Origin of the sequence: Enterococcus sp. DIV2453a (assembly GCF_050533535.1) — a bacterium.
In the GTDB taxonomy this organism is placed as follows: Bacteria; Bacillota; Bacilli; order Lactobacillales; family Enterococcaceae; genus Enterococcus; species Enterococcus faecalis.
Window position 1 is genome coordinate 1,805,992 of the sequence record NZ_CP172899.1, and the last position, 21,399, is coordinate 1,827,390.

16 protein-coding genes are annotated in these 21,399 nt (G+C 37.9%); all 16 read right to left on the bottom strand.

Annotated elements, in window-relative coordinates; genetic code table 11:
• Window positions 1–172: 172 nt before the first annotated feature.
• Complete coding sequence (locus IGK03_RS08955; RefSeq protein WP_010713265.1) at window positions 173–463, bottom strand: hypothetical protein; 291 nt, start codon at window positions 461–463, stop codon at window positions 173–175.
• A 47-nt stretch (window positions 464–510) separates the two neighbouring features.
• Window positions 511–1,749 (bottom strand): aminoacyltransferase, encoded by a 1,239-nt coding sequence (locus tag IGK03_RS08960; protein ID WP_002362084.1) that lies wholly within the window; start codon window positions 1,747–1,749, stop codon window positions 511–513.
• A gap of 310 nt (window positions 1,750–2,059) precedes the next feature.
• Complete coding sequence (glmS, locus tag IGK03_RS08965) at window positions 2,060–3,868, bottom strand: glutamine--fructose-6-phosphate transaminase (isomerizing) (protein ID WP_002356940.1); 1,809 nt, start codon at window positions 3,866–3,868, stop codon at window positions 2,060–2,062.
• A gap of 442 nt (window positions 3,869–4,310) precedes the next feature.
• On the bottom strand, window positions 4,311–5,144 hold the full coding sequence (locus tag IGK03_RS08970) for an energy-coupling factor transporter transmembrane component T family protein (RefSeq protein WP_002356939.1): 834 nt from the start codon (window positions 5,142–5,144) through the stop codon (window positions 4,311–4,313).
• Complete coding sequence (locus tag IGK03_RS08975; RefSeq protein WP_002356938.1) at window positions 5,141–6,847, bottom strand: ABC transporter ATP-binding protein; 1,707 nt, start codon at window positions 6,845–6,847, stop codon at window positions 5,141–5,143. The genes IGK03_RS08970 and IGK03_RS08975 overlap by 4 nt, the downstream gene beginning before the upstream one ends.
• 100 nt (window positions 6,848–6,947) lie before the next feature.
• Window positions 6,948–7,499, bottom strand: a complete 552-nt coding sequence (locus IGK03_RS08980; protein ID WP_002356937.1) for an ECF-type riboflavin transporter substrate-binding protein — start codon at window positions 7,497–7,499, stop codon at window positions 6,948–6,950.
• A 229-nt stretch (window positions 7,500–7,728) separates the two neighbouring features.
• Window positions 7,729–9,084: a phosphoglucosamine mutase gene (glmM, locus tag IGK03_RS08985; protein ID WP_002356936.1), complete on the bottom strand. Its 1,356-nt coding sequence runs from the start codon at window positions 9,082–9,084 to the stop codon at window positions 7,729–7,731.
• Window positions 9,077–10,240 (bottom strand): CdaR family protein, encoded by a 1,164-nt coding sequence (locus IGK03_RS08990; RefSeq protein ID WP_002374494.1) that lies wholly within the window; start codon window positions 10,238–10,240, stop codon window positions 9,077–9,079. The genes glmM and IGK03_RS08990 overlap by 8 nt, the downstream gene beginning before the upstream one ends.
• Window positions 10,237–11,121 (bottom strand): diadenylate cyclase CdaA, encoded by an 885-nt coding sequence (gene cdaA, locus IGK03_RS08995; protein ID WP_002389035.1) that lies wholly within the window; start codon window positions 11,119–11,121, stop codon window positions 10,237–10,239. Before cdaA ends, IGK03_RS08990 begins: the two co-directional genes overlap by 4 nt.
• Before the next feature lie 196 nt (window positions 11,122–11,317).
• Window positions 11,318–15,049 carry a pyruvate:ferredoxin (flavodoxin) oxidoreductase gene (gene nifJ / locus IGK03_RS09000; RefSeq protein WP_202256205.1) on the bottom strand — a complete coding sequence of 1,244 codons (3,732 nt, stop codon included), beginning with the start codon at window positions 15,047–15,049 and terminating at the stop codon, window positions 11,318–11,320.
• 257 nt (window positions 15,050–15,306) lie between these two features.
• On the bottom strand, window positions 15,307–16,647 hold the full coding sequence (gene glnA / locus IGK03_RS09005; RefSeq protein ID WP_002356929.1) for a type I glutamate--ammonia ligase: 1,341 nt from the start codon (window positions 16,645–16,647) through the stop codon (window positions 15,307–15,309).
• 42 nt (window positions 16,648–16,689) lie between these two features.
• Entirely contained in the window at window positions 16,690–17,073 is a 384-nt protein-coding gene (locus tag IGK03_RS09010; RefSeq protein ID WP_002388239.1) for a MerR family transcriptional regulator, read from the bottom strand.
• Window positions 17,074–17,275: 202 nt separating this feature from the next.
• A complete protein-coding gene (gene hflX / locus IGK03_RS09015) occupies window positions 17,276–18,517 on the bottom strand; it encodes a GTPase HflX (protein ID WP_002379600.1) in 1,242 nt (413 codons plus the stop codon).
• A gap of 3 nt (window positions 18,518–18,520) precedes the next feature.
• Window positions 18,521–19,450: a tRNA (adenosine(37)-N6)-dimethylallyltransferase MiaA gene (gene miaA, locus IGK03_RS09020; protein WP_002374488.1), complete on the bottom strand. Its 930-nt coding sequence runs from the start codon at window positions 19,448–19,450 to the stop codon at window positions 18,521–18,523.
• Window positions 19,451–20,197: a glycerophosphodiester phosphodiesterase gene (locus IGK03_RS09025; protein WP_049095708.1), complete on the bottom strand. Its 747-nt coding sequence runs from the start codon at window positions 20,195–20,197 to the stop codon at window positions 19,451–19,453.
• A 157-nt stretch (window positions 20,198–20,354) separates the two neighbouring features.
• Window positions 20,355–21,314, bottom strand: coding sequence for a GDP-mannose 4,6-dehydratase (locus IGK03_RS09030; protein ID WP_029656611.1), 960 nt, complete (start codon window positions 21,312–21,314; stop codon window positions 20,355–20,357).
• Window positions 21,315–21,399 lie beyond the last annotated feature (85 nt).

Sequence of the window (21,399 nt, forward strand, 5' to 3'; positions counted from 1 at the left end):
TAACCTCCTTTATTTCTTATTTAAAGCAGATGAGCCTGGGACAAAAATCACTTTGGATTTTTGCTCCAGGCTCAAAACCTGATAACCGGCGGGAACAGAACCAACACTACGCGTTGCTCGGAGCTAAACGGTTCTGTCCCGACCTCGATTTTAACTATTCAAACGGACTTTTTTAGTAAAGATTACGAATAATAATTGCCGTTTCTAGGTCGCCCTCAGTGTTCATCTTCTCCGCCTTTTCCTCTAAACTATACCCAGCAAAACTTTCGTTTGTTAAAACATCTGCTACTGTAAATTTAGCAACTTTTTCAATACTGACCGCATCTGGGGCTACTTCTTGCACGCTATCCCAGCCTGTATCAATAAAGACCTTTGTATCTTCTGTAATCGCTTCGTTTGCTTCTAACGCCTGCATAATTTCTTTTAACTGTGCATACGTCATAACCTCGACTTGATTTTCCATTTAAACGCCTCACTTTGCCATTCCTTTTTAAGGATTGGGTTTTAATTTTAGACTTTTTCTTTAATTGTTTTTAATGCGTGATATAAGGCATATTTCATTGGTTTGGCTTTCCATTGGAAATTGCCCATTAATTCTTCGACATGACCGCCAAAGGATTGTTTGAATTTAAGAACCCCATCACTTCCATCAAAGACACCGTCAACGCCATAAAAATTATATTTGGGAATGTTATTTTCTACTGTGTAAGTTAACATTTTATGTTGAATTAAATACGGTGCATAGTATTGTTTATATTTTTCATACGTACCACTAAACAAGTAAACAACTTCTTGTGGATGAACAATGAATAAGGCACCTGCTAAAATTTCAGGTTCATCTGATGTTTTCATTTCTTTAGCCTCGTCAATCCGTTTGCGCACGGTACGAACTTCATCTTCAAATTCACGTTTCTGGTTATTTTTTTTACGGCTTTTAGGATTGGCAATTAACGCTTCATTGACTTCGTTGAGCGTCTCTTGTAATTTGCGTAATTTCTCATGAAGATTTTCTAAATAAGTAGCAAAGTTTAGTTCCGCCACCATAAATTTTGCTCGTTCGCCAAACTCTTCATAAACAGCTTGGTAATAAGCTAAATCCTTATCTTCAAAATTACGCCGTGCACTTGTTTCTTCCGTTAATTTCTTAAAGAGAGGTAGCTCTTCGTAACGAAGTTCTCGGGTTGTTACTCCGTATTCCCATGTTTTCTTGATATCATATTTAGCATCTTTTCCATAAGATTTCCAAAGCTCTTCTTCTGTTAATCCAGCCATATCTTTGACAAACAGCCAACGTGGCGCGCCATCAAAATTGTGCACATCAAATCCTTGGTGTTCAAAACCAATTGATGTGAAATAGTCAAATGTTTCTTGATTGACCTTTTCAACTTCACCGCCATTAAAATCACGTAAACAAATTTGTTTATTTGGAGTAAAGGTTAAATAAAGGCCATCATTTTTTTTCACATATTTTTTTAAGCCTGTGAAAAAGGCTTCTACACATTTTTTATCTGTATAATCCATCAAAATTCCGCCGTCAATGTCGAAAGCATAACCAATTTTGACTTTTTTCTTGCTTAGGATACACGCAGCAATTAGTTGGCCTTCTCGTTTGACGCCAACGTATTCACAATGCCAGCCACGTCGTTCCAATAAATGTTTCATTTCGGGTGTTTCTAAAAAGTTACCTGCAGGATGTGTCATTGCAAAGGTAGTAAATTCTTGTTCAGTTAATGTACTAAACTGATCCATATCAAACAACTCACAATCTTTTTTTGTTAAATAAATTAGCACTTTTCAGCTTAACCTACTTTTTGCTTTCTTTCAAACAAAGTTACCTCACTGGCTAATTCTTATTTTTCGGTTCTTATTAATTATATCTAATTTTGCTAAAATGCAAACAGTTTTCAACGGAAAAAAAGAATTTCTTTGGAATCTTTCATTTTTGACTGAATATCTTTCTTTTATAAAAAATATCTGAGACAAAAATCTAAAGTGATTTTTGTCTCAGATATTAAAACTTATGAAAACCCGTTGAACATCTTTCTCTCAGGTTCTTGATTTACTCAACAGTTACACTTTTGGCTAAGTTCCTTGGTTTATCAACATCGTAGCCTCTTTGTAAGGTTGCATAGTACGCTAATAATTGGCCTGGAACAATGCTAACTAAGGCAGAAAGTAACGGATGCACATCTGGAATAATCAGTTGGTCCTGTGGTTTTGCCAAGGATTCCAAGGCAATCACAATATTTCTTGCTCCACGACTTTCGACTTCCTTTAAATTGCCTCTTGTATGGGCTGCGACTTTTGCATCTGTCACAATCCCAATCACAGGTGTTCCTTCTTCAATTAAGGCAATCGTTCCATGCTTCAATTCACCTGCCGCAAAGCCTTCTGCTTGAATGTAGGAAATTTCTTTCAACTTCAAGGCCGCTTCCATCGACACATAATAGTCGACTCCTCGCCCGATATAGAAGGCATTTCGAGTATACGTCAGATAATCTTCCACCAAGGCTTTCATTTGTTGTTTTTCATCAATCAAGGTTTCCATGACAGCTGCTACCACGCTCAATTCGTGAGCCACATCAAATGAGACGGCTGCTAATGTTTGGCGTTCTTCGCCAATTGCTTTTGCTAAAATAGCTAAGACAGCGATTTGAGCAGTATAAGCTTTGGTGGAAGCGACAGCAATTTCTGGTCCTGCGTGTAATAACAAGGTATCGTCCGCTTCACGTGATAATGTTGAGCCAGCAACATTTGTTAATGTAAGTGATGGATGCCCTAATTCATTAACCTGTACCAGTACTTGACGACTATCCGCCGTTTCACCACTTTGACTTAAGAAAATGAAGAACGGTTTTTCAGATAAAATAGGCATGTTGTAGCCAAATTCGCTTGATAAATGAACTTCCACAGGAATACTGGCAATCGTTTCAATTAAAGATTTTCCGACCCAACCTGCATTATAACTTGTCCCACAAGCAATAATGTAAATTCGGTCACATTGATTAATTTTTTCAAGTAACGCCTCATCTAAAGTCACTTTTTCACCTTGAGTATACGCTTGAACAATTTTGCGCATCACTGCAGGTTGTTCATCAATTTCTTTGAGCATATAAAACGGATATGTTCCTTTTTCAATGTCATTTAAATCTAATTGCGCTTCAAAAGGTTCTCGGTTGATTACTTGTCCTTCTGGCGTTTCGATTACTACTTTGTCCGCTGTAACAGTTACAATTTCACCATCAACAATCTCAACAAATTGATTGGTTTCTTTAATCATCGCCATCGCATCACTACAAATAACATTAAAGCCTTCACCTAGACCGATAAGTAACGGGCTTTTATTTTTCGCTACGTAGATAGTATTGGGGTCCATTTTATCCATTAATGCAAAAGCGTATGAACCTTTAATTTCGGCTAAAGCCGCTTTAAAAGCATCTTTTGTTGAAAAACCATTTTCAGCAAAATGAGCAATTAATTGAACGACGATTTCAGTATCTGTATCACCAATTAAGTGAGCACCACTTAAAAATTGTTCTTTTAATTCTTCAAAGTTTTCAATGACACCATTATGCACTAATGCAAAGCGTTGATCGCTTGAAACATGGGGATGTGCATTGGCGACAGTTGGTTCGCCATGAGTGGCCCAACGAGTATGACCAATACCAACTGTTCCATCGATTTCTGGCGTTAATTTTGCTGCTAAATCGGCAATGCCCCCAACTGCCTTAACTACATGGGGCTGTTGGCTTTGATCATTCACACAAATCCCAGCAGAATCATAACCTCTATATTCCAATTTTGTTAATCCTTGAATCAAACTTTCCGTGACATTTTCTTTTCCAATCATTCCGACAATTCCACACATAATGCTAATTCCTACTTTCCAATTGAAATTCTGTATTTACTAGGTCCTGTTTAACTAGCAAATCCCATTATATGTTTCTACCTGCGTGATAACCGCTTTGTTCTAACTTCACAATTAGTTTTTCTTTGTTATCTGTAGAGTGCAGTCCCTAGAGCCACCCGCCGAATCTTCGATAAGCTCTCTCCTCGTCACCTGAACGTTCAGGTCTGGCGCTATCCGATATTGGTCTATATACCTCCTTTGTAAACATATTCCGTAGAAACATAAACAATCATACAATTAAAAGTAGGTACTTGTCAACAAAAATCTAAAAAACTAAAATTGGTCTAGTTCTTTAAAGTTGTAAAAAAAGAATCTAGTACACTCATAGTAAGAGAAAGTACTAGATTCTTAATAATAAAAAAATATCCGTTCTATTTATAGAACCTTATCAATTTGTTATTTATTGGAATGGATTATAAAAACGACCACCATTCACATGGAATAACCAGAAACTGATTCCTAATAAGCATAAGGCAAGTATCATTACCGAAAAATCACGCAGATGAAAAGGTTGTTGCGCATACCACGTTCGATTTTTCTTTTGACCAAAACGCCTTAATTCCATAGCGGTACTCACAGTTTCAATTCGATCTAAACTAGATAGGATTAAGGGTAAAACGATTTGTGCTACGCCTTTGATTCGTTGGCCTAACCGTCCCTTTTTAGACATCTCATACCCTCGCGCTTGTTGTGCTAAAGAAATATTAAAAAAATCTTCTTGGATATCGGGAATATAACGAATAGCCAGCGCTACTGCATAACTAATCCGATAACTCACACCAATTCGATTCAAGCTGGAGGCAAATTCACTAGGATTTGTTGTTAATAAAAAGATTAATGCCAACGGAATCGTACAGAAATATTTTAAAACTAAATTAAATTCATAAAATAATTCTTCTTGTGTCAAAGTAAACCGTCCGATTCCTTCCCAAATCACGGTACGTGATTGATATAAATCAACCCCATATTCAGGTGCAAAAAGGTAAACCGTTAAAATATTTAACAAAGAAAAAATAGCAATAAATTTAATAACAAAAGATATTTGATGCCATTTAATATTTGATAATTTTAACAAAACAAGCGAAACCACAGACATTCCTAACAGATAACGAGTATCATACGTGGTCATACAAGCCACAGAGACAACGATTAAAAAGACTAATTTGCTTGTGCCGTTTAAGCGATGAATCCAGGTTGAATCAGGATGATAGCCTAACATTTGTCGTTCACTCATCCAAAACGCACCTCACGATCGTAAGCAACAAATTTTTCCGTAAATAGCAAGGGATTTTCCAAGCCTAACGCTTTAGCAAAGGTAAACAAGCTCGTTTCTTTTAAAGAAGCTGCTTGAATTAATTTTTCATCTGTTAAAACAGCAACTGGAGTCGCATCTGCTAGTAAACGTCCATCACAAACTACTAACGCACGTGTTGTATATTCCAACATTAAGTGCATATCGTGAGTGATCATTAAAATAGTCACACCTAAGCGGTTCAATTCTTCTAAAAATGTCATCATTTCTGTATAATGTTTAAAATCTTGTCCAGCTGTTGGTTCATCTAAAATTAATAATTCAGGTTCTAAAACTAAGATCGATGCAATAGTTACCCGTTTTTTCTGCCCAAAACTCAACGCAGAAATCGGCCAGTTCCGGAAGGGATACAGCCCACAAATATGTAAAATATTCGTCACACGTTCCTCAATTTCTGCTTGTGGCACATCTCGTAAAACTAATCCTAAAGCTACTTCTTCAAAAATCATTTTTTTAGAAATCATTTGATTGGGATTTTGCATCACATAACCAATTTTATCTGCACGTTCTTTGATTGAATAATTGGAAAAATCCTGGCCTTCCCATAAAATTTTGCCCGATTGAGGCGTGATGAACCCGCAAATTATTTTAGAAAGTGTAGACTTCCCGGCACCATTTTTTCCTACAATGCTGATCATTTCTCCATGATGAATAGTTACTGAGAAGTCATCTAACACTTTTTCACCGTGACGATCATATTGATAGGACACTTGTTCCAAACGTAATAGTTCAGCTCCTTTGACTGCACTAACTGAACTAGGTTGGACAGACCACTGTGTCATTTTGGGCAAAACTGTTTCGCCTGATACTTCGGCTAATTTGTCTAAATGACTAACTTGTGTTAAATCAATCCCAGCATATTTCATGGCTGTAACGTACAAAGGTTCACGAATCCCTTGTTGGGTCAACGTATCTTGACGTAACAATTCATCTGGTGTTGTGTCAGAAATAATTGCGCCCTCATTCATGACAATAATTCGATCAACTGATTCGCAAAGAACGTCCTCTAAGCGATGTTCTATTATTAAAACAGTCGCTTTTGTTTCTTGTTGAATGGTGTCAATCAAAGTCATTGTTTCTTGTCCCGCTCGTGGGTCAAGATTAGCCAAAGGTTCATCAAAAAGTAAAATTTTTGATTGGTTAATTAGAACGCCCGCCATAGATACACGTTGTTTTTGACCACCTGACAAATCTTGTGGACGGTGTTGCAATAACTGATTCAGCTCAACAATCTCGGACCATTTGTGGACCGCTTTTTTCATTTCTGCTTGTTCAACTGCATCGTTTTCTAAAGCAAAAGCAATATCCTCAGCAACCGTTAAACCGATAAACTGCCCATCGGTATCTTGCAAAACAGTTCCTACATCAAAAGACAAATCAAATAGACTTGTTTCTTGGATATTTTTACCAGCAACCGTAGCTGTTCCTTGAATCTCACCTTCATAAATATTGGGAATTAACCCGTTGATACATTGCGCCAATGTTGATTTACCACTACCACTAGGCCCAACGATTAAAACCTTTTCTCCTTCATAGATGGTTAATTGAATCCCCTTTAATGTTGGTTCAGATTGGCTATGATATTGAAAGGAAAAATTATTAAAAGTAATGATTGGTTTTTTCATTCGGCCTCACCTCAGTTTCTCCATAAAAGAAAGGGTCTGAGCATTAGCAAAGTAATTACTAGGGCAGACCCTTAACCATTTAAATTATTTCGACAGTTTCTTAATCTTTTGATAAACTGCCTTTCTTTGTTCTTGTTGATGCATAAGCTTTCATCAACAATGTTCCAATAATCCCCACAGCGACAATATTTGAAACAGTCGCGAATACGCCTTGTGTAAACACTTTACTTGCGGGTTCACTATAAATCAAAATATCCAAACTAGGCGCGATTAAGCCCCAAACGACGATATTGCCAAAGGCTTGGAAAATATTGAAACGCACCATGTCATTTGTTGTAAATTCACCATGTTGAAGATCCATTTTACGACCAGCGAAGCCAAAAATAATACCAATAATTCCTGAACAAATAATCCAGCTCCACCAAGCGCTACCATACGTGGTAAAATCTTTTAACGTGTGACCGATCAAACCAATTAGCCCTCCAGCTACTGGTCCAAAAACAACTGACATTAAAGCAAGAAATGGATACGACGTTTCTAAGTTCGTATTAGGAATCCCAGTTGGAATTACAACGAATCGACCTAAAATAACAAAAACTGCAGAGCCAATTCCAATTGCTACAATTGTCTTGACGGACATTTTTTCTTTCATTTCGCTCCTCCATTCTATAACTCCATTGATTTACAGCCGCTCCCTTCTTGATTTTATCAAATAAAAAAAGAAGATACGCGGTGCATCTTACTTCTAAAATAGTACCCTTTTAACCGCTCTATGTCAATGATAGACGGAGCTTATTAGCTATTTTCTTTTTTTGATTTCCAACAAAGAAACCAGACACTTAACGCAAGCTAGCATTAAGTGTCTGGTTTCTAATTGGTTCTTATTCAACGCCGATTTCTGCACGTACTACTTCGGCAATTTTATCAACGTAATAATCAACTTTTTCTTGTGTCGGCGCTTCAGCCATCACACGTAACAATGGTTCTGTTCCAGAAGGACGAACTAAAATACGACCTTCGCCATTCATTTCTGCTTCTGCTTGTTCGACAACTGCTTTGATTGCTGGAACTTCCATTGCACCATTTTTATCTGTGACACGAATATTGACTAATTTTTGTGGATAAATCGTCACTTCATCCGCTAATTCAGATAATTTTTTTCCCGTTTGCTTCATAACATTCAACAATTGAATCCCTGAAAGCATACCATCACCTGTTGTGTTGTAATCTAAAAAGATCATGTGACCAGATTGTTCGCCACCAAAATTGTAATCATTTTTACGCATTTCTTCTACAACATAACGATCACCCACTTGCGTTACCACATCTTTTAAGCCAATTTCTTCTACAGCTTTATGGAAACCTAGATTACTCATCACTGTTGTAACGATTGTATCTTTTTTCAAACGTTTTTTCTCAGCTAAATATTTAGCACAAATATACATGATTTTATCACCATCGATAATTCGTCCTAATTCATCGACTGCAATAATTCTATCACCGTCGCCATCGAAAGCCAAACCAGCATCCGCGCCTTTTTCAACAACCATTTCTGCCAAAGCTTCAGGATGAGTGGAACCCACACCATCATTGATATTCAATCCATTAGGACTTGTTCCCATTGTATAGAAATCTGTCTCTAAATCCGCGAAGACACGATTGACTGCTGTTGCAGTTGCTCCGTTGGCAGCATCTAAACAAACAGTCATATCTGCTAAATCGCCAGGAATACTTTGAACTAAAAATTGCGAATATTTTAGTAAGCCTTCTGGAAATTCATCTAATGAGCCTAAGCCTTCTGCAGAAGGTCTTGGTAAGGTGTCTTCTTCTGCATCTAACAATGCTTCAATTTCTGCTTCCTGATCGTCTACTAATTTGAAGCCATCTGCCCCAAAAAACTTAATCCCATTGTCTTCCGCAGGATTATGTGAAGCTGAAATCATTACGCCAGCGGATGCTTTTTGTAAACGAGTAAGATATGCTACACCAGGTGTTGAAATCACCCCTAATTGGAAAACTTCAATTCCGACTGATAATAGTCCAGCAATCAATGCTTGTTCCAACATCTCACCTGAAATACGTGTATCGCGGCCTACTAGAACACGAGGTTTTCTTGAACTATCTTCATGTTGACTCAACACATAACCACCGTAACGTCCTAATTTAAAAGCTAATTCAGGTGTTAACTCCTTATTTGCAATTCCTCTTACACCATCTGTTCCAAAATATTTACCCATTTTGATTCTCCTTAGTCACTTGATTCTCTGTATTTTCAGTTGAACCAGCAGTTGTACTTTCTACTGTTGATCCCTCACTTGTTGTTTCAGAAGTATTTGATTCTACTTGACTGGATGTACTTGGTTGTACTGCTTGGCTACCTGAGCCAACCGTTGTTGAACTTGCAGGTTCCCCTGAAGTTTCATTTGTATTTGATGACTGTTGTTGATTGTACACGGGGCTCAAAGAAACGTCAACCTCATCTGGTGTAACTACGTATTCTCCATTAACGGGAATAGTCACTGATTGTTTTGTTTCTTTGCGAATATCAGAAATATCTACCGGTACCTCAATTGATTCTAGCGTATCTAAAATTGATTGCGGGCCACTGACCCTAACTTGGTACGTTGATAAACTATAATTGTAATGAGCGATCCCAGCAGGTGGCGTACCTGTCATACTAACATTCAGTGGTACATCTTTCGTTGGCGCAGTTAAGCCTACTGTTACTTTGACTTGTGGTGCTGGATTTTCGATACTTAGGACTTGACCTTTGGCATCTAGCGCTTGGACATTTACCGTTTGTTTAATCGTATCAATTGTTTGTTTGGCACTTGAGACTGGCGCAATCACTTTGTCAATTGCTTTCGCTGTTTCTTCTCCAGTTGTTACTTCTACAGTTTTTGGATCTACAGAAATATTTTTTACTTTGTAGCCTTCTTTTTCAATGTTATCAGAAAGTTGTGCTTCTACATCGAATTTTTTTGTTACTCTCTTTTCAATCGTTACAGTCACTGTTTTCGGTTCAATTTCAGCTGTAACAGCTGAACTTAGTCCCCGAACTGTCAAAGGCACTTCCGAAGTCCCTAATGGCAATTTGGTTAAGTCTGCGACCACTTGGAAATTTCGTGTGTCAGCATTTGATTCCATATTTAATTGAATGCGGTTCGCACTACGTAAATGAACATTTACACTCTCTTCAAATCCAGAGACATAATATTTGTCTTTATCGTATTGGACTTGGACCGGAATATTATTCAGTGTTTCACTATACGTTTGGCTTGAACCTGAATTGGAGGGATTATTGCCTGTTGCATTGGCATTAAAAAATAACAACAATGCAAACAGCAATGAAAGCAAACCATTAAACCAGCTTTTTTGGGAGGCTTTTCTCATTTGCGTTTAACCCCCTTTGTTACATCATCGATAAAATGCTGCAAAGCACTTTTTTTATCTTCCGATGATTCCGAAATTAACTCCTTACGCAAAATTGTTAAATACTCTTCTTGCGTTAGACCAGGAATTAATTCATTGTTCAACGTCAAACTAACGTCACCAGTTTCTTCAGAAACAACAATCGTAATGGCATCACTGACTTCACTGATACCGACTGCGGCTCTATGGCGCGTTCCAAATTCTTTTGGAATTAAATTGCTTTCTGATAGCGGTAAATACGCACTAGCAACAGCAATTTTTTCATTTTTGATAATCACTGCACCATCATGTAGTGGTGTATTTGGAATGAAAATATTAATCAGTAATTCACCAGTAATATCGGCATCCAAATCAATACCTGTCTCAATGTATTCATCTAAACCAGTATTGCGTTCAATGGTTATCAAAGCACCAATTTTCCGTTTTGACATGTACTGAATGGCTTTGTCAAAGGCCTGAATAATACGCTCATCTTCTTGTTGCGCACCTTTATTCGGGCGGAAAAACGAACTTCTCCCTAGATGTTCCAGCCCTCTTCGCACTTCTGGTTGAAAAATAACAACCGCGGCGATTACACCATACATGATGACTTGATTCATTAACCAAGATAATGTATGTAGACCAATTATCTCACTTAGAATGCGGATAATGATAAAAACAGCGACACCTTTTAATAGTTGGACTGCTTTTGTTCCACGAACAAGCATGATTAATTTGTAAACGAGGTACCATACGACTAGGATATCTATGATATTGATAACAAAATCCTTAGATAAGAAATCCGTTGAGATGACTTGCTGCCAATAATTCAAATCTAATAATTGATTCAATTGAAACGACATCATACCCCTCACTTCTCTCTCAAGATTTCCTAACAAGTATACCACATTATTTTCTTTCATCACAGAACGCAAGCGGAAACATCAAAAAAATTTAGGAACTTTTTCAAATAACTTGAAATTTTTCATCAAAAAATCGCATTTCTAACTAAAAAACGTGTCCAAGCAAAAAGCTCAGACACGTTTTTTTGATTTCTATTTAATCTTGCTCACGTTGTTTTCTCTTGGCTGCTCGTTCTGCGCGGCGGGCAGCCCTTCTTGCTTCCGCTTCCGGATCAACTACGCGTTCTTTTTTCACTCGTGGCTTCTCGTTCTCTAGCGCAGTTATTTCTGGTTCACTTTGTTTTTCTAGTTTTGCTCGAATTTTTTCTTCTTGACCAGCTAAACGAGCATAATTATAGAACCGTCTCTTAGCATCATTAATTGTTTTATTAAATAACAATTCCGCTGTATCTGGTTGACTAGATTCTAAGGATGCAAAGCGAACTTGTTGGCGCATAAACTCTTTCATTAATGAAAAATCTGGTTTTTTGAAATCCAATGTCATTGGTTCTTTGCCTTTTTCTCGCAATAATGGATTATAGCGATATAAAGACCAGTAACCTGAATGAACTGCGTCTTTCGCTTCTTTCAACGTTTGACTCATCCCACCTGCTAAACCATGTGTAATACATGGTGTATAAGCAATAATAATCGATGGTCCAGGGAATTTTTCCGCTTCTTCAAAAGCTTTAATCGTCTGCATTTGGTTTGCACCTGAGGCAATTTGAGCGACATAGACATTTTCATAAGTCATTGCCATCATCCCTAAATCTTTTTTAGAGGCATATTTCCCACTGGCAGCAAATTTCGCAATCGCTGATGCAGGAGTTGCTTTGGAAGTTTGGCCACCTGTATTGGAATAGACTTCATTATCTAAAACTAACATATTTACATCCGCGCCACTAGCTAACACGTGGTCAATACCGCCGTAGCCAATATCGTAAGCCCAGCCGTCCCCACCAATCATCCACTGACTTGGTTTAACAAAAAGATCTTGATCGTCATAAATTGCTTCCAATAAAGGTTGATTCGTTTTTTCTTCAAGCAAAGCTGCACGTAATTTAGCTGCACGTTGTTGCGTACCTTCACTTTCGGACAGATGTGCTATCCAATCTTCCATCAATAAACGTAAAGAATCACTGGCTACAGAAAAAGCTTTGGTCATTTTACTAGCTAAACGTTCGCGACGCGCTTGCGTTGCTAACAACATGCCGTAACCAAACTCGGCATTATCCTCTAAAAGAGAATTTGACCAAGCTGGACCTTGTCCTTGTTCATTAGTAGTGTAAGGTGTCACACCCGCTGCAGCACCCCAAATCGATGAGCAACCTGTTGCATTAGCAATCAGCATTCGGTCACCAAACATTTGCGTCAATAATTTAACATAAGGCGTTTCGCCGCAACCAGAACAAGCACCAGAAAACTCTAATAAAGGTTTATTAAATTGCGAACCTAAAACAGTATTCGGTTTTGCTGGGTTTTCCTTTTGACGTAACGTCATAGCAAACGCCCAATTCATAGCCTGTTCTTTTTCTTCTTCATAAGGTTTCATTACTAAAGCTTTGCCTTTAGCTGGACAGGCTTCAACACAAAGACCACAGCCAGTACAATCTTTGACTGAGACTTGGATACGATACTTCAAGCCGTCGGCACCACGTAGATCACGCACAATGAATCCTTCTGGCGCTTCAGTCATTTCTTCTTCATCTGCTAAGAATGGTCGTATCGCCGCATGAGGACATACAAAGGCACACTCATTACACATAGTACATCGATCGCTAATCCACTCGGGTACTTCTAATGCAACTCCACGTTTTTCAACTGCCGCAGTTCCCAAAGGCATCCGCCCATCTGTCATCCCATTTTTCGCTAGTGTCGCAACAGATAACGCATTCCCTTCTTGACGATTAATCGGTTCAACAATTTCATGAACAAAATCACTAACATTTTCTGAACGTTTTCGCGGTTGAACTTCAAGCGTTCTCCACTCTGCTGGAACAGTTACCTGATGCAACAATTCAACGGTCTTATCGATTGCTTGAATATTTTTTTCGACAACTTTCATAGACTTATGACCATAACTTTTCAGTGCTTCTTCTTTTAAAATTGGTAACACTTGCTCAAAAGGCATAATTTCCGCTAATTTGAAGAAAGCTGTTTCCATCGCGGTATTAATTCGCCCGCCTAGTCCGACTTCACTAGCTAATTTCACTGCATTGATTGTATAAAACTGAATCTCATTTTCAGCTAGATACCGTTTTAATTGATTGGGTAAAAATCGTGCTAGTTGTTCATCATTCCAAATGGTATTTAAGAGGAAAGTACCGCCTTTTTTTAACCCTTTTACTAAATCATAAGTATGCAAATAAGCGGCTGTATGACAAGCCACAAAATCAGAATGTTCAATGAGGTACGTTGAACGAATAGGCGTCTCGCCAAAACGTAAATGAGAAACGGTCAACCCGCCTGATTTTTTTGAATCATAATAGAAAAAGCCTTGTGCATACTTGTCTGTATGATCACCGATAATCTTAATTGCTGACTTGTTCGCCCCTACTGTCCCATCAGAACCAAAGCCCCAAAATTTAGCTTGATAGGTTTTCGGATTCGTCAAATCAAGTGGTTTGCCAACTTCTAATGAAGTATAAGTTAAATCATCATCAATCCCAATTGTAAAACGCTTCTTCATGGCAGAACGTTCTTTCATTAATTCATCAAAAACCGCAACAATTTGATTTGGCAGCACATCTTTAGAACCTAAACCATAGCGCCCACCAATAATTGTTGGGCGAATGTCCGCTTCATACATCGCACTTTGGACATCCAATAATAACGGTTCGCCACCAGCACCGGGCTCTTTCGTCCGATCCAAGACAGCAATTGCTTTAACTGATTGTGGTATTTTTTCAAGAAATGTTTCAACTGGAAATGGCCGATAAAGATGGACATTAAGAAAACCAACTTTTCTTCCTTGTTCTTGTAAATAATCAACCGTCTGTTCAATTGTTTGTGCAACTGAACCCATTGTGACAATCACTTCTTCTGCATCTTCTGCGCCATAATACGTCACCAAATCATAATTGGTTCCCCGTAACCGGTTAATTTCTGTCATATATTTTTGAACAATACCAGGTAATTTTTCATAATAAGGATTTATTGTTTCTCGTTGTTGAAAGTGAATATCTGGATTTTGGTTCATTCCACTAACGGAAGGGTGATTCGGATTCATGCTCCGACGACGGAATTCGGCTAATTTTTCTTGGTTTACTAAGGGTGCTAATTCTTCATAGTCAAGAACTGCCACTTTTTGAATTTCATGACTTGTTCTAAAGCCATCAAAAAAGTTCATAAATGGAACACTCGCTTCAATCGAAGCCAAGTGAGCCACTGGTGCCAAATCCATCACTTCTTGCACACTGCTTTCTGACAACATAGCAAAGCCTGTTTGGCGTGCGGCCATTACGTCTCCTTGATCACCAAAAATATTTAAAGCATTCGTGGTTAAAGCTCGGCTCGCCACATGAAAAACAGATGGTAATAGTTCTCCAGCTATTTTGTACATATTAGGAATCATTAAAAGTAACCCTTGTGAAGCCGTATAGGTCGTGGTAAGCGCGCCTGTTTTTAAAGAGCCATGGACCACGCCGGCAGCACCAGCTTCCGATTGCATTTCGACTACTTTCACAGGTTGACCAAAGATATTTTTCTTACCTTCGGCCGACCACTGATCAACAAGTTCAGCCATTGTTGAACTTGGTGTTATTGGATAAATGGCTGCTAATTCTGTAAAGGCGTAGGAAATATAAGCTGCTGCAGCATTCCCATCCATTGTTTTCATTTTCCGCATGTTTTTCTCATCCTTTATATCTAAAAAATAGAATAGTTGCACGCATATTCTTGTTTATTATAGCGGAATTTCACAAATTATGAAAGATTTTGTCAATTTTTTTGCTTAAAAATAAAAGAGAAATTGAGAAAAAACCACTTTATCCCCTATAAACAAACTATTTAACTGAATTAAAATTACTTTATTTTGTGAAATAGAAATTATCCATTCGTTCACAAACTAAAGAATGAAAGAGGGAGATAAGCGTTTCGACTTATCTCCCTCTTTCTAAACATTAAGATTATTAAAAGTAACAGCTTTTAGTACAACTCCAAATATTGTTCTCTTTCCCATTCAGAAACGGTTTGACGGAAGGCTGCCCATTCCATTCGTTTTGCTTCTACAAAATTGGCAAAAATGTGACGACCTAATGCATCAATCATTACTTGATCTTTACGTAATTCTTTGATGGCATTGTGTAAGGTTGATGGCAAATCTTCAATTTGTGCATGTTGACGTTCTTCCTCATTCATCACATAAATGTTACGATCAACCGCTGGCGGTGGCGTAAGTTCATTACGAATACCATCCAAACCTGCTTGTAATAAGACTGCCATTGTTAAATACGGATTCGCTGAAGGATCGACAGAACGTAACTCTAAACGAGTCGATAAACCACGAGACTCAGGAACTCGAATGAGTGGTGAACGATTTCTGCCGCTCCAAGCTACATAAACAGGTGCTTCATAACCTGGTACCAAGCGTTTATAAGAGTTCACTGTTGGGTTACATACCGCAGTATAGGCACGGGCATGTTTTAATAAACCACCTAAGAAATGATACGCAGTTTGGCTTAAGCCCATCTCTCCTGACTCGTCATAAAAAACATTACCTTCTTCATTAAATAATGACATATTGCAGTGCATACCAGAACCATTAATTCCAAACAAAGGTTTTGGCATAAATGTTGCATGCAAGCCATGTTTGCGCGCAATAGTTTTCACAACTAATTTGAACGTTTGAATATTGTCACAAGCATCAACTACATCAGCATATTTAAAGTCAATTTCATGTTGACCTGGTGCTACTTCATGATGCGAAGCTTCCACTTCAAAGCCTAAACTTTCTAACTCTAAAACAATATCACGGCGACAATTTTCACCTAAATCGGTTGGCGCAAAATCAAAATAGCCACCTTTATCATTCAAGTCAGTGGTAATTTCACCATTCTCATCTAATTTAAATAGGAAAAATTCTGGTTCTGGTCCTAAGTTAAAAGAAGTAAAGCCTAATTCTTTCATATCTGCTAAGGCGCGTTTTAAATTACCGCGGGGATCTCCGGCAAAAGGGGTACCATCAGGATTGTAAATATCACAAATTAAGCGCGCAACTTTTCCATGGTCGCTTTCCCACGGAAAAATCATCCATGTAGATAGATCAGGGTATAAATACATGTCACTTTCTTCGATACGAACGAATCCTTCAATGGATGACCCATCAAACATCATTTTATTATCTAATACTTTATCTAGCTGACTCACAGGAACTTCAACATTTTTAATTGTTCCCATAATGTCGGTAAACATTAGTCGTAAAAAACGTACGTTTTCTTCTTCTGCAATATGTTTAATCTCTTCTGCCGTTTTGGCTTTTCTTGTCATCGGTCTGATCCCCATCCTTCATTTTTATTGGCTGCTGAAACGTTAAAGCCTTGGTACATTCGATTGGAACGGATTTTGCTGAGTAAGTCCTCCTTGCGAAAGGATTTCGTCGTATAAAATCTGACGAACATCTGCATCGGTTAACGGACGAGTTGCCTCGGCGGTGTTTTTTTGTTCTTCTAATTTCATTTCATACACACGCTTAATCCCTGCCATGTTCAATCCATCAGATAAATAATCTTTAATTTCTAACAAAACATCAATATCATTTAAAGAATACATGCGTCGGTTGCCCTCACTACGTTCTGGATGAATCAATCCCTGTTCTTCATAGTAGCGAATTTGTCGAGCGGTCAAATCCGTTAGTTTCATAACTGTACCAATTGGAAAAACTGACATGGAACGGCGTAACTCTTTTTCTCTCATCTCCATCCTCCTCTCTTAGTTATTTCTTAGAATAACAATAGAATGACAAATTGTCAAGAACTTATGTTAGATTTTCTAACATAAAACAAAAAACCTGATAAATATGGACTTTTCCATCTTTTCACGGCTGATTTTCTCCTACTAATCAAAAAAATAGAAATGATTTGTTTTTACAAATCATTTCTAATCAACTTACCATTTTTTATTCTTTTTCGGATTCAGCCAACCATTTAGACTTTTTTTTCGCAAAGCCTTTCACGATATACCGATTTTCATTTTCAGCATATTCTTCTGAAATCATTAGTGTCATCCGGCGAAGTTCACTTAATAGTTGTCCGTCAGTTGGGCTAATTTCTAATTGATAAGGCTCGAGTAATTCCATCATTTGGGCACGGATAGCTTGAACCAGTCGTTCTTTATCTTCAGAAATTTTAGTTGAGATCAATACATTGGGAAATAAGGTTGGGACAAATTCTTTGCTGTCCACTTGATCTCTTTTATTATAAACCGTCAAGCACGGAATATTTTCCAACGCTAATTCTTTCATCAATGTTTGAACTGTGCGTTCATGTTGTAACCGATCTGGCGCACTTGCATCCACCACATGGAGCAGTAAATCCATCGTCCGACTTTCTTCCAATGTCGACTGAAAGGCTTCAATCAGTTGTGTTGGTAAATCTTGAATGAAGCCAACCGTATCGGTCAGCGTAACTTCCATGCCTTGAGGCAATTGCCATTTTTTAGTTAAAGGATCTAACGTTGCAAACAATTGATCCTCTGAATAAGTTCCTGCTGTCGTCAACATGTTGAGAATGGTTGATTTGCCAGCATTGGTATAACCAATCAAGCCAATTTGAAATAGTTCTGAATTTTGTCTTTTTTGGCGGCTTCGTTCACGATGAGCAGTGACTTCTTTTAACTCACGACGGATGCCTAAGATTTTATTCCGAATGTGTCGGCGGTCCGACTCTAATTTCGTTTCACCAGGTCCACGTGTCCCAATACCTCCTCCAAGTCGGGACAACTGTTTTCCTTGACCAGCCAAGCGAGGCAATAAATAATCCAATTGTGCTAATTCAACTTGTAACTTTCCTTCTTTGGAGCGCGCACGCAAAGCAAAGATATCCAAAATTAATTGTACACGATCAATTACTCGCACAGCTAACGCTTCAGATAACAGTTGATTTTGACGCGGTGTGAGCTCATGATTAAAAATCACAAGATCCGCTTCATAGGCATCTGTTAATTGAATTAATTCTTCCAATTTCCCCTTACCGATTACGGTTTGTCGATCGACTTGTGGTCGTTTTTGCGTTAAAACAAACACCACTTCGCCATTAGCGGTTTCCGTTAAATTCGCCAGTTCTTCCATTGATGCAGAAAATGTCTGATAATTTTTTTCCGTCTCAACTCCTACTAGAATCACTTTTTCATGAGTGGTCATCGCCTACTCACTCTCCTTCTGTTGTAGCCATTCCGCTACTTCTTTTTCCAACTTGGGCAAATCTGTTGGCTGCTGAACCAAATCCCACCAATGCGCAGCCATTCGATTTCTAAACCAAGTCAATTGACGTTTGGCATATCGCCTCGATTGCTGTTTGACTGTTTCAACCGCCATCTCTAATGATTGTTCACCGGAAAAATACGGGAAAAATTCTTTATAGCCAATACCTTGAGCTGCTTGTGCATGTGGTTGCTGAAACATCTGTTTTGCTTCTTCCAACAGTCCTTTTGTCATCATTTGATCCACCCGCTGATTAATACGCTCATACAATAAAGCGCGATCTGTTTCCAAACCTAATAAATAATAATCATAGAGACGAGCTGGTTTTTCCTTCGGGGTCAAAATACTATAACCGGTTTTATCAAAGACCTCTAACGCACGAATCACTTTTTTACGATTATTAAAATGAATGCTGTTAGCCGCTAGAGGATCCTTTTGTTGTAATAACTGCCATAAGGCTTGATTCCCTTTTTCTTCCGCAAATAAATTGTACGTTTCTCTAATTTCAGGCGAGTCATCTATCTCACGACTTCCTAGTTGAAAATCATAAAGGAGTGATTGAATATACAAACCTGTTCCTCCAACGATAATTGGTAGTTTCCCTTTTTCAGTAATTTCTTTGATTTTTTGACGACCCTCTTTCTGAAAATCAGCGGCAGAATATGTTTCGCTGACTTCACGGCAATCAATTAAATAGTGAGGAATTCCTTCTTTTTCTGTTTCTGTGACTTTAGCGGTGCCAATGTCTAACGAGCGATAAACTTGCATGGAGTCACCGCTAATAATTTCACCATTAAATTTTTTTGCTAAAGCAATACTTAATGCTGTTTTCCCCACCGCAGTGGGTCCTACAATAACTAATACTTTCTCCAATTATGTTTCTCCTTCTTCTTGCCAATTTTGACGAGCAAATTTTGCTTCTTCAGGAAAATCCGTATGAACACCCGCCAATTTTAGCTGAAAACAATTTTCCGTTTCTTCCATCCGATTAACAGTCCACGGCCTCAGCGGTTTGCCAATTGTGATAAGTTCTTTTTCATGAGCCAACACCCAAGACATTTTTGGATGTAAACTATCGACAAGCGCGAATGCCGGTCCCGCTTGACTTAAATCCTCTGCAGATTCATAAATAAAGGCAATTTCTGTCTTAGGATCAGCTTTTTTTAATTTAACTAAACTCGGAAAATAAAAACTAGAATATAAATAACGAAACGGCCAGTTTTTTTGCTTCATTTGTTGGACGACTTTTTTCTCAATTCCTTCATAATGGATAATGTCCGTTTTAAGTTCAATATTCAAAAAACCATTGAATTGTTCTTCTACAAGACAATTTAAAACATCTTCCAATGTTGGAACACATTGAACAGAAGGATTTTTCTGAAACCAGCTTCCAGCATCTAGTTGTTTTAATTCGTTTAATGTTAACTGTTGGATTTCACCATGACCATCTGTCGTACGATCCACCGTTTCATCATGCATAACGATTAAATAACCATCTTTAGATAAGTGAACGTCTAATTCAATTCCTTCAGCACCAACACGAACAGCCTCTCTGAAAGCAATACACGTATTTTCAGGATGGGTGCCTTTACTTCCTCGATGTGCAATAATATCTGTCATGCTCTCACTCCAATCTTGTTTATTGTACCATTGGAGTGAGGTGGGTTCAAATATAGGAAAAAGAAAAGAAAGAGCAAGACATCAATCAAAGCGACTGATGATGTCCCACTCTCTAAGTCTTATAAACAATTTAGTCTCAAATCCGTCTTTTATTCTCTTAATCTTTTAGTTCATACTTAACATATTTATCCAAACCGGATTGAATACTATATTTCGGTTCATAACCAATGGCACGTAATTTAGATATATCCGCTAAGGAATCTTTGATGTCCCCAGCTCGCGCTTCTTTGTATTCAACTGGCAAAGTGACTTTCATAATATCATTTAAAGAAGAAATTAACTCATTTAAATCGGTTGCTTTTCCAGTCCCGACATTATACACTTCCCCAAGTGATTGGTCAGAATGAGCGACAAGATTCAATGCTTGAACCACGTCCTCAACAAAGACAAAATCACGGGATTGTTTTCCATCGCCAAAGATATTGAATGTCACTTCTTGATTGGCCAATAAGCGTTTGTAAGAGTCCATCACAATCGAAATAACGCCAGAATAAGGCGAATTAGGGTTTTGGTTTGGCCCATAAACGTTAAAGAAGCGAACAGCGCTTGTTGGAACATCATATAAATGACAATAGTTTAAAACATATTTTTCAGAAGCAAATTTATCGACTGCATAAGGCGTTAATGGACGAATTACTGATTCTTCCTGTTTTGGTAAAGTTGGCTCATCACCATAAACCGCTGCAGAAGAAGCAAACACCAAACGTTTTAAATCTTTCTGGTATTTCCGAATTAATTCCAGTAATTGTAACACACTCTCAAAATTCACTTGGTGTGTTTCCACTGGACGTGCTACTGAATCTGCTACACTAGCAATCGCTGCTAAGTGAAAAATGTAATCGAACTGATACTCTTGTAGTACTTTTTCCATTAATTGTTGATCAATCACGCTACCTTCAATGAACGTGATATTTTCAGATGTGTTTAAATTTTCAGTTTGGCCCATTGATAAATCATCAATGACCACAACTTGATTGTCTTTACTATAATAATTTGCTAAGGTTGAGCCTATAAAGCCGGCACCGCCTGTGATTAAAAAGTTCCTCAAGTTTCCCACTCCAATTAAAATAATACATTAATTTTACCATTTTTAGGTGTCAAAGACTACAGTTTGTTTTTTTCAATAAAAAAGGAGAGAAAAT